This window comes from Citrobacter sp. Marseille-Q6884, assembly GCF_945906775.1.
Classification (GTDB): Bacteria; Pseudomonadota; Gammaproteobacteria; order Enterobacterales; family Enterobacteriaceae; genus Citrobacter.
The window spans coordinates 944,830-961,632 of the sequence record NZ_CAMDRE010000001.1 but is presented as its reverse complement, the minus strand read 5'-3'; the positions used below and the strand labels follow the sequence as shown (position 1 = coordinate 961,632).

17 protein-coding genes are annotated in these 16,803 nt (G+C 53.1%); 7 read left to right on the top strand and 10 right to left on the bottom strand.

Annotated features, from left to right (window positions below; genetic code table 11):
- Nucleotides 1–169: 169 nt before the first annotated feature.
- From xylA to yiaB, 3 genes are all read left to right on the top strand, one after another.
- Nucleotides 170–1,492, top strand: a complete 1,323-nt coding sequence (gene xylA / locus N7268_RS04615; protein WP_260861934.1) for a xylose isomerase — start codon at nt 170–172, stop codon at nt 1,490–1,492.
- 72 nt (nt 1,493–1,564) lie between these two features.
- Nucleotides 1,565–3,019 carry a xylulokinase gene (xylB, locus tag N7268_RS04610; RefSeq protein ID WP_260861933.1) on the top strand — a complete coding sequence of 485 codons (1,455 nt, stop codon included), beginning with the start codon at nt 1,565–1,567 and terminating at the stop codon, nt 3,017–3,019.
- 167 nt (nt 3,020–3,186) lie between these two features.
- On the top strand, nt 3,187–3,552 hold the full coding sequence (yiaB, locus tag N7268_RS04605) for an inner membrane protein YiaB (protein WP_260861932.1): 366 nt from the start codon (nt 3,187–3,189) through the stop codon (nt 3,550–3,552).
- Here yiaB and N7268_RS04600 read toward each other — a convergent pair.
- A complete protein-coding gene (locus N7268_RS04600; RefSeq protein ID WP_260861931.1) occupies nt 3,549–4,544 on the bottom strand; it encodes an acyltransferase in 996 nt (331 codons plus the stop codon). The genes yiaB and N7268_RS04600 overlap by 4 nt on opposite strands.
- 176 nt (nt 4,545–4,720) lie before the next feature.
- Between N7268_RS04600 and N7268_RS04595 the strand changes: the two genes are divergently transcribed.
- The 3 genes from N7268_RS04595 to glyS all read left to right on the top strand — a co-directional run bounded on the left by N7268_RS04595 (nt 4,721) and on the right by glyS (nt 8,118).
- A complete protein-coding gene (locus N7268_RS04595) occupies nt 4,721–5,032 on the top strand; it encodes a YsaB family lipoprotein (RefSeq protein ID WP_260861930.1) in 312 nt (103 codons plus the stop codon).
- A gap of 95 nt (nt 5,033–5,127) precedes the next feature.
- Entirely contained in the window at nt 5,128–6,039 is a 912-nt protein-coding gene (gene glyQ / locus N7268_RS04590) for a glycine--tRNA ligase subunit alpha (protein WP_006817708.1), read from the top strand.
- A gap of 9 nt (nt 6,040–6,048) precedes the next feature.
- Nucleotides 6,049–8,118 carry a glycine--tRNA ligase subunit beta gene (gene glyS, locus N7268_RS04585; protein ID WP_260861929.1) on the top strand — a complete coding sequence of 690 codons (2,070 nt, stop codon included), beginning with the start codon at nt 6,049–6,051 and terminating at the stop codon, nt 8,116–8,118.
- 59 nt (nt 8,119–8,177) lie between these two features.
- Here the strand turns inward: glyS and cueP are convergent, their stop codons facing one another.
- From cueP to N7268_RS04570, 3 genes are all read right to left on the bottom strand, one after another.
- Nucleotides 8,178–8,717: a copper-binding periplasmic metallochaperone CueP gene (gene cueP, locus N7268_RS04580; protein ID WP_260861928.1), complete on the bottom strand. Its 540-nt coding sequence runs from the start codon at nt 8,715–8,717 to the stop codon at nt 8,178–8,180.
- A 191-nt stretch (nt 8,718–8,908) separates the two neighbouring features.
- Nucleotides 8,909–9,121, bottom strand: coding sequence for an RNA chaperone/antiterminator CspA (gene cspA, locus N7268_RS04575; RefSeq protein WP_000014594.1), 213 nt, complete (start codon nt 9,119–9,121; stop codon nt 8,909–8,911).
- A 281-nt stretch (nt 9,122–9,402) separates the two neighbouring features.
- On the bottom strand, nt 9,403–9,693 hold the full coding sequence (locus N7268_RS04570) for an HTH-type transcriptional regulator (RefSeq protein ID WP_198906975.1): 291 nt from the start codon (nt 9,691–9,693) through the stop codon (nt 9,403–9,405).
- Nucleotides 9,694–10,072: 379 nt separating this feature from the next.
- Between N7268_RS04570 and N7268_RS04565 the strand changes: the two genes are divergently transcribed.
- Nucleotides 10,073–10,783 (top strand): DUF3053 domain-containing protein, encoded by a 711-nt coding sequence (locus tag N7268_RS04565; protein WP_198906976.1) that lies wholly within the window; start codon nt 10,073–10,075, stop codon nt 10,781–10,783.
- Between the two features lie 40 nt (nt 10,784–10,823).
- Here the strand turns inward: N7268_RS04565 and ghrB are convergent, their stop codons facing one another.
- The 6 genes from ghrB to N7268_RS04535 form a co-directional block, all read right to left on the bottom strand.
- Complete coding sequence (gene ghrB / locus N7268_RS04560; RefSeq protein ID WP_260861927.1) at nt 10,824–11,798, bottom strand: glyoxylate/hydroxypyruvate reductase GhrB; 975 nt, start codon at nt 11,796–11,798, stop codon at nt 10,824–10,826.
- Between the two features lie 22 nt (nt 11,799–11,820).
- On the bottom strand, nt 11,821–13,107 hold the full coding sequence (locus tag N7268_RS04555; RefSeq protein ID WP_260861926.1) for an MFS transporter: 1,287 nt from the start codon (nt 13,105–13,107) through the stop codon (nt 11,821–11,823).
- Between the two features lie 65 nt (nt 13,108–13,172).
- Nucleotides 13,173–14,111, bottom strand: a complete 939-nt coding sequence (locus N7268_RS04550; RefSeq protein WP_260861925.1) for a sugar kinase — start codon at nt 14,109–14,111, stop codon at nt 13,173–13,175.
- Between the two features lie 3 nt (nt 14,112–14,114).
- On the bottom strand, nt 14,115–14,864 hold the full coding sequence (locus N7268_RS04545) for a sugar phosphate isomerase/epimerase family protein (RefSeq protein ID WP_260861924.1): 750 nt from the start codon (nt 14,862–14,864) through the stop codon (nt 14,115–14,117).
- A gap of 100 nt (nt 14,865–14,964) precedes the next feature.
- A complete protein-coding gene (locus N7268_RS04540) occupies nt 14,965–15,981 on the bottom strand; it encodes a LacI family DNA-binding transcriptional regulator (protein ID WP_260861923.1) in 1,017 nt (338 codons plus the stop codon).
- Between the two features lie 102 nt (nt 15,982–16,083).
- Complete coding sequence (locus N7268_RS04535; protein WP_045448680.1) at nt 16,084–16,746, bottom strand: OmpA family lipoprotein; 663 nt, start codon at nt 16,744–16,746, stop codon at nt 16,084–16,086.
- Nucleotides 16,747–16,803: the final 57 nt, after the last annotated feature.

Genomic DNA, 16,803 nt, shown 5'->3' with positions numbered 1-16,803 from the left:
TGATAAGTAACGATTTTTAAAGCGGTCAAATTTTATTTTGCGAAGTGGCGCACACTTGTGAATTATCTCAATAGCAGTGTGAAATAACATAATTGAGCAATAGGTGGGGAGTGCCCAATATTACGACATTATCCATCACCCGCCGCATTACCTGATTATGGAGTTCATTATGCAAGCCTATTTTGACCAGCTTGAGCGTGTTCGTTATGAAGGCACCAAATCAACGAATCCATTAGCATTTCGTCACTACAACCCTGATGAATTAGTGTTAGGCAAACGCATGGAAGATCACTTGCGTTTTGCGGCCTGCTATTGGCATACCTTCTGTTGGAATGGCGCTGATATGTTTGGTGTTGGCGCGTTTAATCGCCCGTGGCAGCAGCCTGGTGAAGCGATGGAATTAGCGAAGCGCAAAGCGGATGTGGCATTCGAGTTTTTCCACAAGCTGAATGTCCCTTACTACTGCTTCCATGATGTGGATGTTTCGCCGGAAGGGGCTTCGCTGAAAGAGTACAAAAATAACTTTGCGCAGATGGTTGATGTGCTGGCCGAAAAACAGCAACAGAGCGGCGTGAAATTACTGTGGGGAACCGCAAACTGTTTCACCAACCCGCGTTACGGCGCAGGCGCTGCAACAAACCCGGACCCGGAAGTCTTTAGTTGGGCAGCCACGCAGGTGGTTACCGCGATGGATGCAACGCATAAATTAGGCGGCGAGAACTATGTTCTGTGGGGTGGACGTGAAGGCTATGAAACGCTGCTGAATACCGACCTGCGTCAGGAACGCGAGCAGATTGGCCGCTTTATGCAGTTAGTGGTTGAGCATAAACACAAAACCGGTTTCCAGGGCACACTGCTGATCGAGCCGAAGCCGCAGGAGCCGACCAAACATCAGTACGATTACGATGCGGCGACCGTTTACGGCTTCCTGAAGCAGTTCGGTCTGGAGAAAGAGATCAAACTGAATATCGAAGCGAACCATGCCACACTGGCGGGTCACTCGTTCCATCATGAAATCGCTACCGCGATCGCACTCGGCCTGTTTGGTTCTGTCGATGCAAACCGGGGTGACGCGCAGTTAGGCTGGGATACCGACCAGTTCCCGAACAGCGTGGAAGAAAACGCGCTGGTTATGTACGAAATCCTGAAAGCGGGCGGTTTCACCACCGGTGGCCTCAACTTTGACGCCAAAGTCCGTCGCCAGAGCACCGATAAATACGATCTGTTCTATGGTCATATTGGCGCGATGGATACCATGGCGCTGTCGCTGAAAGTGGCGGCGCGCATGATTGAAGACGGTGGCCTGGATCAGCGGGTTGCAAAACGTTATGCCGGTTGGAATGGTGAACTGGGCCAGCAAATTCTGAAAGGCCAGATGACGTTGACGGAAATTGCACAGTACGCTGAACAACATAACCTGGCGCCAGTGCATCAAAGTGGTCATCAGGAACAGCTGGAAAATCTGGTAAGCCATTATTTGTTCGACAAATAACCGGTCTCTGAGAACGTCCGTAAGCCCGGCTAGCAGAACGCTACCGGGCCTTTCTTTAAGGAACGATAGCCTATGTATATCGGGATAGATCTTGGCACATCCGGCGTAAAGGTCATTCTGCTGGATGAGCAGGGCGATGTAGTGGCCTCGCAAACGGAGCCGCTCACGGTCTCGCGTCCGCATCCGCTATGGTCGGAACAGGACCCGGAACAGTGGTGGCTGGCAACGGATCGGGCCATCAACGCGTTAGCTCAGCAGCATTCACTCAGTCAGGTGAAAGCGTTGGGCATTGCCGGACAGATGCACGGCGCCACTCTGCTTGATAAGCAACAGCAGGTATTGCGCCCGGCTATTCTGTGGAATGACGGACGTTGCGCAGAAGAGTGCGCGATACTGGAAACTCAGGTTCCGCAGTCCCGCACGATTACGGGTAACCTGATGATGCCCGGTTTTACCGCGCCAAAATTGCTGTGGGTTCAGCGCCATGAACCCGAGATTTTCCGCCAGGTTGATAAAGTCCTGTTGCCGAAAGATTACCTGCGTCTGCGTATGACCGGGAATTTTGCCAGTGATATGTCCGACGCTGCAGGCACGATGTGGCTGGATGTGGCGAAGCGTGACTGGAGTGACGCCATGCTTGCTGCGTGTAGCCTGACCCGCGAGCATATGCCTGTTTTGTATGAAGGTAGCGAGATTACCGGGACGCTGTTGCCTGCTGTTGCTCAGTCCTGGGGAATGTCCGACGTTGCGGTCGTGGCCGGTGGCGGAGATAACGCGGCGGGCGCGGTTGGCGTAGGCATGATGAATGCCGGTCAGGCGATGCTCTCGCTGGGTACCTCCGGCGTCTATTTTGCCGTAAGCGACGGATTCCTCAGTAAACCGGAAAGTGCGGTTCACAGTTTTTGCCACGCTTTACCCGAACGTTGGCACCTGATGTCCGTCATGCTCAGTGCGGCCTCCTGCCTGGACTGGGCGGCAAAATTGACCGGGCTGGCGAACGTTCCTGCTCTGATTGCCGCCGCGCAACAGGCGGATGACGGCGCCGAACCTATCTGGTTTTTACCGTATTTGTCCGGTGAACGTACGCCGCACAACAATCCGCAGGCGAAGGGTGTTTTCTTTGGTCTGACACATCAACATGGCCCGGCGGAATTGGCGCGTGCGGTACTGGAGGGCGTAGGGTTTGCGCTGGCGGACGGAATGGACGTTGTGCATGCCTGTGGCGTTAAACCGACCAGCATTACGCTGATTGGCGGCGGGGCTCGCAGCGAGTACTGGCGACAGATGTTGTCTGATATCAGTGGGTTGCAACTGGATTACCGTACAGGAGGCGATGTTGGCCCTGCTTTGGGCGCCGCGCGTCTGGCGCAAATTGCGATGAATCCACAGAAGCCGTTATCCGACTTACTGCCTCAGCTTGTGCTGGAGCAGGCACATTACCCTGATACAGAGCGCCATGCTCTTTTTCAGCAGCGTCGCGAGACCTTTCGTCGTATCTACCAGCAATTGCTGCCACTCATGTCCTGACCTTATCCCCCTCTGCTCCGTAGAGGGGGATAATCAATTCATATGGTTCAATCAAAACAATAAATAGTGTGCATGGATTTATTCTGAAAACAGCGCGCCGTGGCATTTTTCTGTGTTGTCTGTAGTGGGTTATTCATATTGTATTTGTGATGGATAAGGAGATCCCGATGAAGACTTCAAGGCGGTTGCCATGGATGCTATTCCTTTCTGGCACACTCATTTACGTAATGGGTTTATGGCGGGTATGCCCGCTGTTGAGCGGGAAAGGGTATTTTTTGGGCGTATTGATGACGGGCATGTTTGTGACCTACGCTTACCAACATGCGAAAAACTGCCATCAGAACGATGAATGCTTTTCCTTGGTCTGCCAGATGGTGGCGCTGATAACCACCGGACTCTTGTTGGTTGGGATATGGAACGCGCCATTATCTCCGTTTGAAAAAGGACTCTATCCGGCGGCATTCGTCATGGGTTTAGTGGGGCAGGTCTTACTGCTGCACCCACAGAAAAACACGCAATCTGATAACCCTTAACTGACCAGCCTGCGCGTATCGACCCGCTGCAACAGCATAGAAAGCAACAGGCTGCCTGCCAGAGTCACACTGAAAATCCACAGCATGTCCAACGGCGGCCAGGCTTTAAACTCTATCCCATTGGTACGTAAGGCATGAATGATCAGCGCGTGGAAGCCATAAATACCTAATGAGTGGCGGGAAATGAATCCCAGTGCCGGTACGGTGCGTATGCTGAGCGTGTTCTTGATCAGCGTCAGCAGCGATACGGCGTAAATAAACACCATCGGCCCACAGTAGAGATACCAGGTATCTGCGAAATTTCCGCGCCAGCGGAGTTCATGCAGCGTGCCGCGAGAAATGATAAATACCGCCACGATGCACACCCCCGCACAGAGCCAGGTGAGTGCGCGTTTTTGGGTCTCCATCATCCCAATCGCCCGGCCAAGCATGCCGTACAGGATGTAATAGAACGTATCCCCCCCGATATACAGGTTGATGGGTAGCCACTCAAAACCGCCGATTTTTTGCGATACGGTATTGGGATTCGCAATAACGCCAATCACCACCATCAGCGCCAGTAGCATCTTTCCGCTGATATTTTTCACCTGTATGAGTGGGGAAACCAGGTAAATGACGGCAATGGCAAAGAAAAACCACAGGTGGTAGAACACCGGTTTTTGCAGCAGATTTCTTAACGATAACTCAGCATTAATTGACGTAAACAGCGTGATGTAGGCCAGTGCGACGGCACTGTAAAACAGTATGCAGAGCGCAATGCGGAGGAAATGACGCGGTTGGGCGCTACGCTCGCCAAAAAAGAGATAACCCGAGATCATAAAAAACAGCGGTACGCTGACGCGTGAGGCGGAATTCAGTACGTTTGCAAGATCCCAATTCAACGGACTGACGCTTTGCGCATTGGTAATGTACCAGGTCGTCGTATGAATCATGACGACCATTAAACAGGCAATTCCCCGCACGTTATCAATCCAGAAAATTTTGGGCTGCATCAGTTCCTCTGTTTCAATTCAAAAATAGTCTGACTGGCATATTGTCGGCGTATCTCACTGGAATAATCTGAGTTTTTACGCTAAAGCTTGTGATGGTCTGAGGAGATTCTCAAAATAGATCCGTAATACAGACCTTAATAATAATAAGACTGACCAGCACATTAGGCGGTAACAAAATGATGATGAAGTATTTCTTTCCCGTGTTGGTGGCTTCTCTGCTGCTGGCAGGTTGCGCCGACTCCCCGTCGTCTGCACCCACGCAAAAGGCGCAAAAGGTCAAAGTCAGTCCTTCGCGTTCGATGGATATGGAATCGTTGTGCAAAAATGAGGCAGCACAGCGCTATAACACCGGCACACAGAAAATTGATGTGACGGGCTTTGAACAATTCCAGGGCAGCTATGAGATGCGCGGTTCAACTTTCCGTAAAGAGAGTTTTGTCTGCTCATTTGATGCGGATGGGCAGTTTTTGCATCTTTCCATGCGCTAAGTTCCCCCTTTTTCCCGTTTCGTACTGTATATCTTGCAGTCAGCGGGTATACTGATCCCTTCCTTTAAATCCACACGTATCCAGCACGAAATAATATGCAAAAGTTTGATACCAGGACCTTCCAGGGCTTGATCCTGACCTTACAGGATTACTGGGCTCGCCAGGGCTGCACCATCGTTCAACCATTGGACATGGAAGTTGGCGCGGGGACTTCTCACCCAATGACCTGCCTGCGTGCGCTGGGGCCGGAGCCGATGGCGACTGCTTATGTACAGCCTTCTCGTCGTCCGACCGATGGCCGCTATGGCGAAAACCCGAACCGTTTACAGCACTACTATCAGTTCCAGGTCGTCATTAAACCGTCACCGGACAACATCCAGGAGCTGTACCTTGGTTCTCTGAAAGAGCTGGGTATGGACCCGACCATTCACGATATCCGTTTCGTGGAAGATAACTGGGAAAACCCGACGCTGGGTGCCTGGGGTCTGGGTTGGGAAGTGTGGTTGAACGGCATGGAAGTGACGCAGTTCACCTACTTCCAGCAGGTTGGTGGTCTGGAATGTAAACCCGTGACCGGGGAAATTACCTACGGTCTGGAACGTCTGGCCATGTACATTCAGGGCGTAGACAGCGTTTACGACCTGGTATGGAGCGACGGCCCGCTGGGTAAAACCACTTACGGTGACGTGTTCCATCAGAACGAAGTGGAGCAATCTACCTACAACTTCGAATACGCCGATGTGGACTTCCTGTTCTCCTGCTTCGAGCAGTACGAGAAAGAAGCGCAGCAGTTGCTGGCGCTGGAAAACCCGCTGCCGCTGCCTGCTTATGAACGTATTCTGAAAGCCGCTCATAGCTTCAACCTGCTGGATGCGCGTAAAGCCATCTCCGTCACCGAGCGTCAGCGTTACATTCTGCGCATTCGCACCTTGACTAAAGCTGTGGCAGAAGCTTACTACGCTTCCCGTGAAGCGCTTGGCTTCCCGATGTGCAACAAAGACAAATAAGAGGCGGCCATGTCTGAGAAAACTTTTCTGGTGGAAATCGGCACTGAAGAGCTGCCACCAAAAGCACTGCGCAGCCTGGCTGAGTCCTTTGCTGCGAACTTTACCGCGGAGCTGGATAACGCTGGCCTCGCACACGGCAATGTCGAGTGGTTTGCCGCTCCGCGTCGTCTGGCGCTGAAAGTCGCTAATCTGGCTGAATCCCAGGCTGACCGCGAAGTTGAAAAACGCGGCCCGGCTATCGCCCAGGCGTTCGACGCTGAAGGGAAACCGAGCAAAGCGGCAGAAGGTTGGGCGCGCGGCTGCGGGATTACCGTAGATCAGGCCGAGCGTCTGACCACCGATAAAGGCGAATGGTTGCTGTATCGTGCACATGTGAAGGGCGAAAGCACCGAAGCGTTAGTGCCGAACATGGTCGCAACGTCGCTGGCAAAACTGCCGATCCCGAAACTGATGCGCTGGGGAGCAAGCGACGTGCACTTCGTGCGTCCGGTCCACACCGTGACTCTGCTGCTGGGCGACAAAGTGATTCCGGCAACGATTCTGGGTATTCAGTCCGATCGCGTGATTCGCGGCCATCGCTTTATGGGCGAGCCGGAAATGACCATCGACAATGCCGATCAGTATCCAGAAATTCTGCGTGAGCGCGGCAAAGTCATCGCGGACTACGCCGAGCGTAAAGCGAAGATTAAAGCGGATGCCGAAGAAGCGGCGCGTAAGATTGGCGGTAACGCTGATCTGAGCGAAAGCCTGCTGGAAGAAGTGACTTCGCTGGTGGAATGGCCGGTCGTTCTGACGGCGAAATTCGAAGAAAAATTCCTCGCCGTGCCGTCTGAAGCGCTGGTTCACACCATGAAAGGTGACCAGAAGTACTTCCCGGTTTATGCGGCTGACGGCAAACTGCTGCCGAACTTTATCTTCGTCGCTAACATCGAATCCAAAGATCCGCAGCAAATCATCTCCGGTAACGAGAAGGTGGTTCGTCCGCGTCTGGCGGATGCTGAATTCTTCTTCAATACCGACCGCAAAAAACGTCTGGAAGATAATCTGCCGCGTCTGCAAACCGTGCTGTTCCAGCAACAGCTGGGTACCCTGCGCGACAAGACCGACCGTATTCAGGCACTGGCGGGCTGGATTGCCGAACAAATTGGCGCTGATGTAAACCACGCAACCCGCGCGGGTCTGCTGTCCAAGTGCGACCTGATGACCAATATGGTCTTCGAGTTCACCGACACTCAGGGCGTGATGGGCATGCACTACGCCCGCCATGATGGCGAAGCGGAAGACGTAGCTGTGGCGCTGAACGAGCAGTACCAACCGCGTTTCGCGGGTGATGACCTGCCGTCCAACCCGGTTGCCTGTGCCGTTGCGATTGCCGACAAGATGGACACCCTGGCGGGTATCTTCGGTATTGGTCAGCATCCGAAAGGCGATAAAGACCCGTTTGCGCTGCGTCGTGCCGCGCTGGGCGTGCTGCGCATTATCGTTGAGAAGAACCTGAACCTCGATCTGCAAACGCTGACCGAAGAAGCGGTGCGTCTGTACGGTGATAAGCTGACGAATACCAACGTGGTTGATGACGTTATCGACTTTATGCTGGGTCGCTTCCGTGCCTGGTATCAGGACGAAGGTTACACCGTTGACACCATTCAGGCGGTACTGGCGCGTCGTCCGACCCGTCCGGCTGATTTCGATGCGCGTATGAAGGCGGTTTCGCACTTCCGTACGCTGGAAGCCGCCTCTGCGCTGGCTGCCGCGAACAAGCGTGTATCGAATATTCTGGCGAAGTCAGAAGAGAAGCTGAATGATCGAGTGAATGCGGCAACGCTGAAGGAGCCGGAAGAAATCAAGCTGGCGATGCAGGTTGTGGTGCTGCGTGACAAGCTGGAGCCGTTCTTCGCTGAAGGCCGCTACCAGGAAGCGCTGGTTGAGCTGGCTGAGCTGCGTGAGCCTGTCGATGCATTCTTCGAGAAAGTGATGGTGAACGTTGAGGATAAAGACCTGCGTATTAACCGTCTCTCTATGCTCGAAAAACTGCGTGAGCTGTTCCTGCGCGTAGCGGACATTTCGCTGCTGCAGTAACGGTTACACCGGGAGCAAAAACCTGCCAGCCATCTGGCAGGTTTTTTTATATCTGGCGTTTAGCGTAACTGCAATTCTGTCAGGCAGGTCTGGCTGTCATTCATCGTTTTAATGGCATGTACGGCGGTTTTACCGTTGTAGCTCACTTCGATTGTGCCTTCCATATTGCGAGGCAACCATACGCCTATAAAGCCGTTACGGTAGCTTTTCATCTCTTTTTGAATGACCACGTCGCCCTTATTATCCGTGACTTTGACATCGAAGGTCTTCTCAGGCATTTCACCCCGGCAGCCAGAGAGGCTGTGGTTAAAGCAAGGGTGGGTTTGCCATTCGTAAGGAGCGAATGACAGATAGAATTTATCGCCGAGCGGCAGGGTATAAGTCTGATCGCCGGAAGAGAGTTTCAGCTCGGTGCTGGTGATGGACGCTGAGTAAGGCAGCGGGCGACTCTGTGGCGACTGGTCGATGGTATCGACTATTTGTTCGACGGATTTGCCGCTAAGCCCATGTTCGGCCAGAAAAGAGGCTTCCGGGGTTGCTGCAAAGAGACTACCGGTGGTGAGCAAACCCAAAAATAGCAGGAGTGAGGATTTCGACATAGCTTCAATTCCTTGTGAAAATTGTGGGATATTTGCCGCCACACTATAAAGCCTGCCCTTAGGGAAAGGTCAAAGGTGTTGTGGGTAAAGTAATGCAAAGAAGCGGTATGTAGTGGTAGGGGGATATCAAAGTACAAATAAAAAAAATCCCCGCCGTTTGGCAGGGATCTTGAATTCTGAGTTTTTTAAGCTTACAGGCTGGTTACGTTGCCAGCTGCCGGGCCTTTAGCGCCGCTTTCGATGGTGAAGGAAACTTTCTGACCTTCGTCCAGGGATTTGTAGCCATCGTTCTGGATAGCAGAGAAGTGTACGAACACGTCTTTAGAGCCATCGTCAGGAGTGATGAAGCCGAAGCCTTTGTCAGCGTTGAACCATTTTACGATACCAGTCATTTTACCGGACATAGTGTATTACCTTTTAAAAAATAAGTGTGCCTTTCGGCGATATGGCGTGCTTTACAGATTTTTTAACAGTAAAGGAAATGCTCACTACGAAGGGTATCAACGATAACTCTTGAAGGGACTTGCCTTACTAAACTGCTGTAATGGTCTGTACGTCAAACCGTTGAGGGCATTAACTCATTTTACGCATGTGGATGCAACTACTATTTTCTGTTTTGTGGAAGGAGGGGGGAATGGAACGGTCCTTCAGCAGGACCGTTCTTAAGCTAAATTTTAAAAAAAGGTTAATCCATCAATTGTTTACTTAATCTTGGATCTGCCTGAATCAGGCGCATCAATTTCAATTCGGTAGTAGAAGGCTTCACGCGTTTAGACTCCCACTCATGAACCATTGCGACCGTCACGCCCATCACGCGGGCAAAATCATCTGTTTTTAAACCTGTCCCCCGTCGTAGCTGTTCAAATTCGGTAAAGGGGTTGGTTTTCTGCGACAGGGTAACCGTCTGCGATACATCTTTAAAAACAATCTGTTCCAGATTGCTCAGCAGTTCAAACATAGGATCTTTGTATTCCATTGAGAACTCCTAAAATCACACAGCAGGATCGTCAATTTCATCGAAGCTCATTAAGAATAGTCGTAAAAAATAAAGCCGGACGTGGGTTTTGGGTAAGGTTGTCGTTTCAGCGGATCGCGGGAGGGAATCTTTCGCGTGCTAACGATCTGATAACGGTCGGGATCTCCGATCTACCCCGCGCAATTGTAAAGATGACTAAATTATTACGCTGCTCAGTGAACGGTACATTGTTTCGCGAAACAGAGGTCGGCAGAAACGGTTATTTTCCCCCACAAGATTACGCGGAAAGGGTATCTTGCGGGGCTGACCTGGACTATCCTTGTCATCGTCAGGCACGCGGGTGTCGTTGTGCGCATTTTTGGGTGAAAGGAGTATTAAAATGGCGACAGGTAAGTCCTGCTCTCGCTGGTTTGCGCCTGTTTTGGCGCTCTTAATGGTAGTTGGCCTGAGCGGGTGTTTTGATAAAGAAGGCGATCAGCGTAAAGCCTTCATCGATTTTCTGCAGAATACTGCAATGCGTAGCGGTGAGCGTTTACCTACGCTGACTGCCGATCAGAAAAAACAGTTTGGCCCGTTTGTGTCCGATTACGCGATTCTTTACGGCTATTCACAGCAGGTGAATCAGGCGATGGACTCTGGTCTGCGTCCGGTTGTTGATAGCGTAAATGCAATCCGCGTTCCGCAGGATTATGTGACTCAGCGCGAACCGCTGCGTCAGGCAAATGGTGCGCTGGGCGTGTTAGGCCAGCAGTTGCAGAACGCGAAGCTGCAGGCAGACGCCGCACACGGTGCGCTGAAGCAGAGCGATGATCTGAAGCCGGTCTTTGATCAGGTTTACAGCAAAGTCGTGACCGCACCGGCAGAGGCATTACAGCCGCTGATTCCAGCCGCGCAAATCTTTACGCAGCAGTTGGTACAGGTGGGTGATTTTGTGGCGCAGCAGGATACGCAGGTGAGCTTTGTGGCGAACGGTATCCAGTTCCCAACATCACAACAGGCAAGTCAGTACAACACGCTGATTGGCCCGCTGGCTTCTCAGCACCAGGCATTTAACCAGGCCTGGACTGCTGCGGTGAACGCAGCCCAGTAAAAATCAAAAGAGGCGAGTGATTCGCCTCTTTTCTTTTCGCTTATCCCGCGACCTGCGGGTTCACGCAGTTCTTCTCGACTTTTCCTTGTAGCGCATCGATCAAGTTATCAACCGCACAGGCCGCCATGTTATAGCGGGTTTCATGCGTGGCTGAACCAATATGTGGTACGGCAACCACGTTTGGCAGCGACAGCAGCGGCGAGTCTACGGGCAGAGGTTCCTGCTCAAAGACATCCAGGCCTGCCGCGTGAATTTCCCCTTTTTGCAGTGCAGCAATCAGCGCGGATTCATCCACGACCGGGCCACGTCCGGCGTTAATGAAAATGGCGGAGGACTTCATTTTGGCAAACTGCTCGGTACTAAACAGGTGGTGAGTCTCTTCGGTTAACGGCAGAATCAGACAGACAAAATCAGATTCTTGCAACAGCGTGTCCAGATCGCAGTAACGCGCATTAAAACGGTCTTCTGCCTCTTTATGCTGGCGGCGCGCGTTGTAGAGAATCGGCATGTTAAAGCCGAAATGCGCACGTTGTGCCAGAGCCAGACCAATGCGGCCCATTCCGACAATCCCCAGCGTTTTGTGGTGCACATCCGTCCCAAACCAGTCCGGTCCGATACTGCTGGTCCATTCCCCGATTTTCACGCGCTCAGCCACTTCCACCACGCGGCGCGCCGTGCTCAGTACCAGCGCCATTACCGTATCAGCGACGGTTTCTGTCAGTACGGTTGGTGTGTGCATCAGTAGTACTTTGCGCGCATTGAGCGCATCGACGTCGAAATTGTCATAGCCTACGGAGATGGTTGATGTCGCGCGCAGGTTCGGCATTTTCTCCAGCAGGGCGGTATTGACGGCTTCGCTTGAACCCAACAGACCTTCCGCGCTGGCGAAGGCCTGCGCATGCTGTGCGACTGTTTCCGGGCGCAAATTAGGCACCTGAGTCACAGTGAAATGCTCTTCCAGGCGATGCAGTAAATCGTCAGGTAACGCTTTGTAGAGAATAATGGACGGCTTCATTTGAATCTCCGTAAGTGAATGTTTAAGCGTGGCGCGCGCCAGTAGGAAGTTGCTGATTATTCGCAGGACTTGGTCTGACAATCAGAGTTAGCCATACTGAGACAAAAAGCGCCACTCCCATAAAAATGTACGAGGCAGACGGGCTACCGGTCGCGCCGTTGAGATAGCCAACGAACCAGGAACCAAAGAATGAGCCTAATGCGCCCATGCTGTTGATCAGCGCCATAGCGCCACCGGCAACATTACGGGGCAGCATTTCAGGAATAATGGCGAAGAAGGGGCCATAAGGGGCATACATTGCCGCACCCGCAATTACCAGCAGGGTATAAGAAACCCAGAAATGGTTAGCGCCAACGGCCCAGGAGCCGATAAATGCGAAAGCGGCAATCAGCAGCAGCGGCCAGACAAACAGTTTACGGTTTTGCAGTTTATCGGAAGCCCATGACACCAGGATCATCGCAGCCGTTGCCGCCAGATACGGCACAGATGAAAGCCAGCCGACCTCTACCATACCCAGATTTGCGCCACCGCTACGGATAATCGACGGAAGCCACAGCACAAAACCGTAGACGCCGATGCTCCAGGCAAAATACTGCATGCACAACAGGATCACGTTACGTGAACGGAAAGCCTCGCCGTAGTTACGCACGGCTTTAATACCCTGCTGCTCTTTTTCCAGTTGCGCTTGCAGTGCGGCTTTCTCGGATTCCGACAACCAGTCCACCTGCGAAGGTTTGTCTTTGACCAGAACCCACCAGCAGAACGCCCAGATAATGGCCGGGAAGCCCTCAATGATGAACATTTCACGCCAGCCAAGCGCCTGAATCAGGTAACCAGACACGACGGACATCCACAGCACCGTGACCGGATTACCGAGGATCAGGAAGGTGTTGGCGCGTGAGCGCTCTGATTTGGTAAACCAGTTACTGATATAAATCAGCATGGCAGGCATCACAGCCGCTTCCACAACGCCGAGAATAAAGCGAATGGCGGCGAGCATAGGGATATTGCTAACCATGCCGGTTAATGATGCGCAGGCGCCCCATAAAATCAGGCAGATAAAAATCAGTTTTCGTACGCTGCGCCGCTCGGCGTAAATCGCCCCCGGGATCTGGAAGAAAAAGTATCCGAGGAAGAATAAAGCGCCCAGCAGAGAGGAAATGCCTTTGGTAATGCCGAGATCTTCGTTGATTCCGGCTGCGGAGGCGAAACTGAAGTTCGCACGGTCAAGGTACGCCAGGCTGTACGTGATAAACACGATCGGCATGATGTACCACCAGCGTTTTGTTGCATTTGTTGAGCTATTCATAGACTGCCCTCTGGTTATGCTGTTACGCCGCCTCTGTATGTAGGGTACAGAATTGGCCTGGGGGGTTAATCCCCTAATTGTTCACGTGTGGGTAATCCTTCGCTGTCGCCCTGAACCTGAATGGCCAGTGCGCCTATTTTGTTGCCTCGGATTACGGCCTGATGCATCGTGCGTCCCTCCAGAAGGGCGCTGATGACGCCCACGGCAAAGCCATCCCCTGCGCCGACCGTATCGACCACGTTGTCCACTTTCACCGGTGCGACGTTTCCGTGTTCGCCGTTAGCGGTTTGATACCAGGCGCCATCGGCTCCGGTTTTGATAATCACGGCTTTTACGCCGTGGCGGAGGTAAAAGTCTGCGATACCTTCAGGTGTCTGCTGCCCGGTTAAAATCATGCCTTCTTTTAATCCCGGGAGAACCCAGTCAGCCTGGAATGCCAGCCGGTTGAGTTTCTCAACCATTTCCGCTTCGCTGTTCCACAGCACCGGGCGCAGGTTCGGGTCGAAAGAGATTGTCTTGCCCTGTGCTTTCAGGGTGCGGGCAGCATGAGCCAGCAGTTCATAGGAGCTGGACGAAAGCGCTGCCGCGACGCCGCTCAGGTGCAGATGGCGCGCACTGGAGAAGTACGTGTTGTGGAAATCATCAATGCCGAGATGGCTTGCCGCGGAACCTTTACGGAAATACTCCACAATGGGATCGGTTCCATTTTCGGTTTTAGATTTGAGCTGAAAACCCGTAGCGTAACGCCCGTCCAGGGTGACTCCCTGCGCATCAATCCCTTCTTTCGCCAGCGACTTCAGAATAAAACGACCAAAACTGTCGTTGCCCACGCGGCTCACCCAACCCACTTTCAGGCCCAGGCGCGCAAGGCCGGTAGCAACATTGAGTTCAGCGCCCGCCACACGTTTGATAAACGGCTCTACCTCTGCCAGATCGCCGGTTTGTGTGGCGACAAACATCGCCATCGCTTCGCCAATGGTGACGACATCCAGAGAATTATTCATACCTTACTCCTCACGTAACAGATCGACGTAGTGACGGGTCACTGCCGTCAAATCTTGCCCTTCCAGGGGAAATTCGATGCCGCGTGGTACTTCTGCGGGCAGTCTGTTTAACAGTGCGAGCCAGCGTGGTTCTGCCTCATCTGGCGGCACGGCGCGGTAGTTGTCGTGATGGGGGATGGCGGCTTTCACATGGATGTATCCCACGGCAGAGGCCAAATGCTGTGCGGCGTCTTCAGGGACGTCGCCTGCCCACAGCCAGTTGCCCATATCGAAAGTCAGGGGGACCGGTAGATTCAGCGCCTGACAGGCATCAACGAAGCGTTGCATCGGTTGAAGCCGCCCGCAGGGCGTTTGATCGTTCTCAACTACCAGCTCCATACCACTGTTGTCGAGCCAGCCGCGCAACGTGTCGAACTGATCGGTGTGGGTAAAATGGCCGAGGGAGACTTTTAACCACAAGGCCTGTAAAGCCTGTGCCTCGTGAAGCAGTTCAGGAAGGAGAGGGTTGAGGCTGCTATCTTGCAGAAACAGCGGCTCCGGCGCGGAATAGCAGGCCAGCAGACCAAAAATTTCAATGGCATCGGCCAGGGTTGGTAACGTGTTGAGCTCGGCCTCCGTCAACATTTCCCGGCGAATTTCGACACCGTCTGCACCGGCTTCAGCAATGATAGGCAACATAGCCGTTTGCCCACCTGCGGCGCGCACTGCGTCATAACCATATGCGGCGGTGACCACCATAATTTTTCTGTTCATGGAAACTCCAAAACTATCGTTCTTGCTATAACGCTAGATGGAACCGGTTCCAAAGAAAAGCGCATGATGCCGAATTTATGATCACCATCACGAAGGAAATTTAGCGGGCGGTGGAGCCGCGAACGATCAGTTCGCCGGAGAAAACCTGTTCCTGAATGGCGTCAGAATCGCCCTCGATCCGGCGTACAACCTGTTCAACGGCGGTATAACCAATCTGCCAGGTTGGTTGTTTGAGGGTGGTGATCCCCACTCCAGCCAGCTCGGCCCATTCCAGTTCGTCAAAACCGAGCAGGCCGATGTCGCTGCCCCAGTGAAGACCGATACGCTTGAGCGCGCGGGCAACTTGCAGCGTGAGGGCGCCGTTGGCAGAGATAACGGCTTTACGCATCCCCCGGTGCTGTTGGTGAAACTGACGCAGGGTGTCATCCAGCTGTGTATTTTCTGCCAGCGACAGTTCGGCATTTTCCGCGATAACACCGGGATATTGCGCGAGCGTCGCGCGAAAAGCACTCAAACGCTCGCGGCGGGTATTGACCATCCCCAACGGCTCGCTGAGAAACAGAATGGCTTCAAAACCTTGTTCAATCAGGTGTTCAGTGGCGACCGTTGCCGCCTGGGTGTTATCCAGCCCGACCATATCGCAGTCGAAATCCGGGATTTTACGGTCAATAAGCACCATGGGGAGCGCGGACTGCTGCAGACGGTTTAATCCGTCTTCGCGCATGCCGACGGCATTCACCACAATCCCTTCAACCTGATAACTGCGCAGCAGGTCGAGATAATGCAGCTCCTGATCCACTTCGTTATTGGTGTTACAAACCAGCGGGGTAAAGCCTTTATCGCGGCAAGCGGCTTCGATACCGCTCAGTACGTTAACGGAGTAGGGGTTGGTAATGTCAGCGATAATCAGGCCGATCAGGCGGGTGCGGCCACGCTTCAGGCCTCGCGCCATCAGGCTGGGACGATAGTCGAGATCGGCGATGGCTTTTTCAATACGCGCCAGCAGCGCGTCGGATAACAGATGCTTTTCACCGTTGAGGTAGCGTGAAATGCTGGTCTTACCCGTTTTAGCGGCCTTTGCCACATCGCTGATGGTTGCCCTTGTTGATTTGCTCATCGCTGATTTCCCTGGTTTTGGTGTGAACACCTTAACGCGAAAATCACCGATGGCAAGCGCTTCATGCCGGGTGAAGCAAGGCTGCCACCCGGCACAAACCGATTACTGGATTGGGCTTAGCGTGATCTCTACGCGGCGGTTCTGCGCTTTACCTTCGGCAGTGCTGTTGCTGGCGATAGGATTCGCCGGACCCATACCGCGAGTGCGAATACGGTTAGCTTCCACACCCTGGGTGATCAGCGCGCTGGCAACCGAGTCTGCACGCTGCTGAGACAGACGCATATTCAGATCCTGGCTGCCGGTGCTGTCGGTGAAGCCCAGCACGTTCACGGCGGTTTTATTGTACTCTTTCAGTACCATAGCCACGCCTGTCAGGGTGTTTGCCCCTGCGGGTTTCAGGTTGGCGCTGCTGCTGTCGAAGGTGACGTTATTGGGCATATTCAAAATGATGTTATCGCCGCTGCGCGTCACGCTCACGCCAGTTCCCTGCATTTTTTCGCGCAGTTTTGCTTCCTGCACATCCATGTAATAACCGATGCCGCCGCCAACGGCAGCGCCTGCTGCTGCGCCAATCAGCGCACCTTTACCGCGATCTTTCTTCGACGAAGAGAGCGCGCCAATACCTGCGCCGACAAGGGAACCAATGCCCGCGCCCATGCCGGATTTACCCGCTTCGCGTTCACCGGTGTAAGGGTTTGTTGTGCAGCCAGAAACCGCCAGGGCCCCGCTCACGATGGCAGCAATCACAAATACACGTTTCTTCATCTTAATTCCTTAATGACTTTTTTATTCTTTACCACAGCGACCGTGGCGGTTGATTAT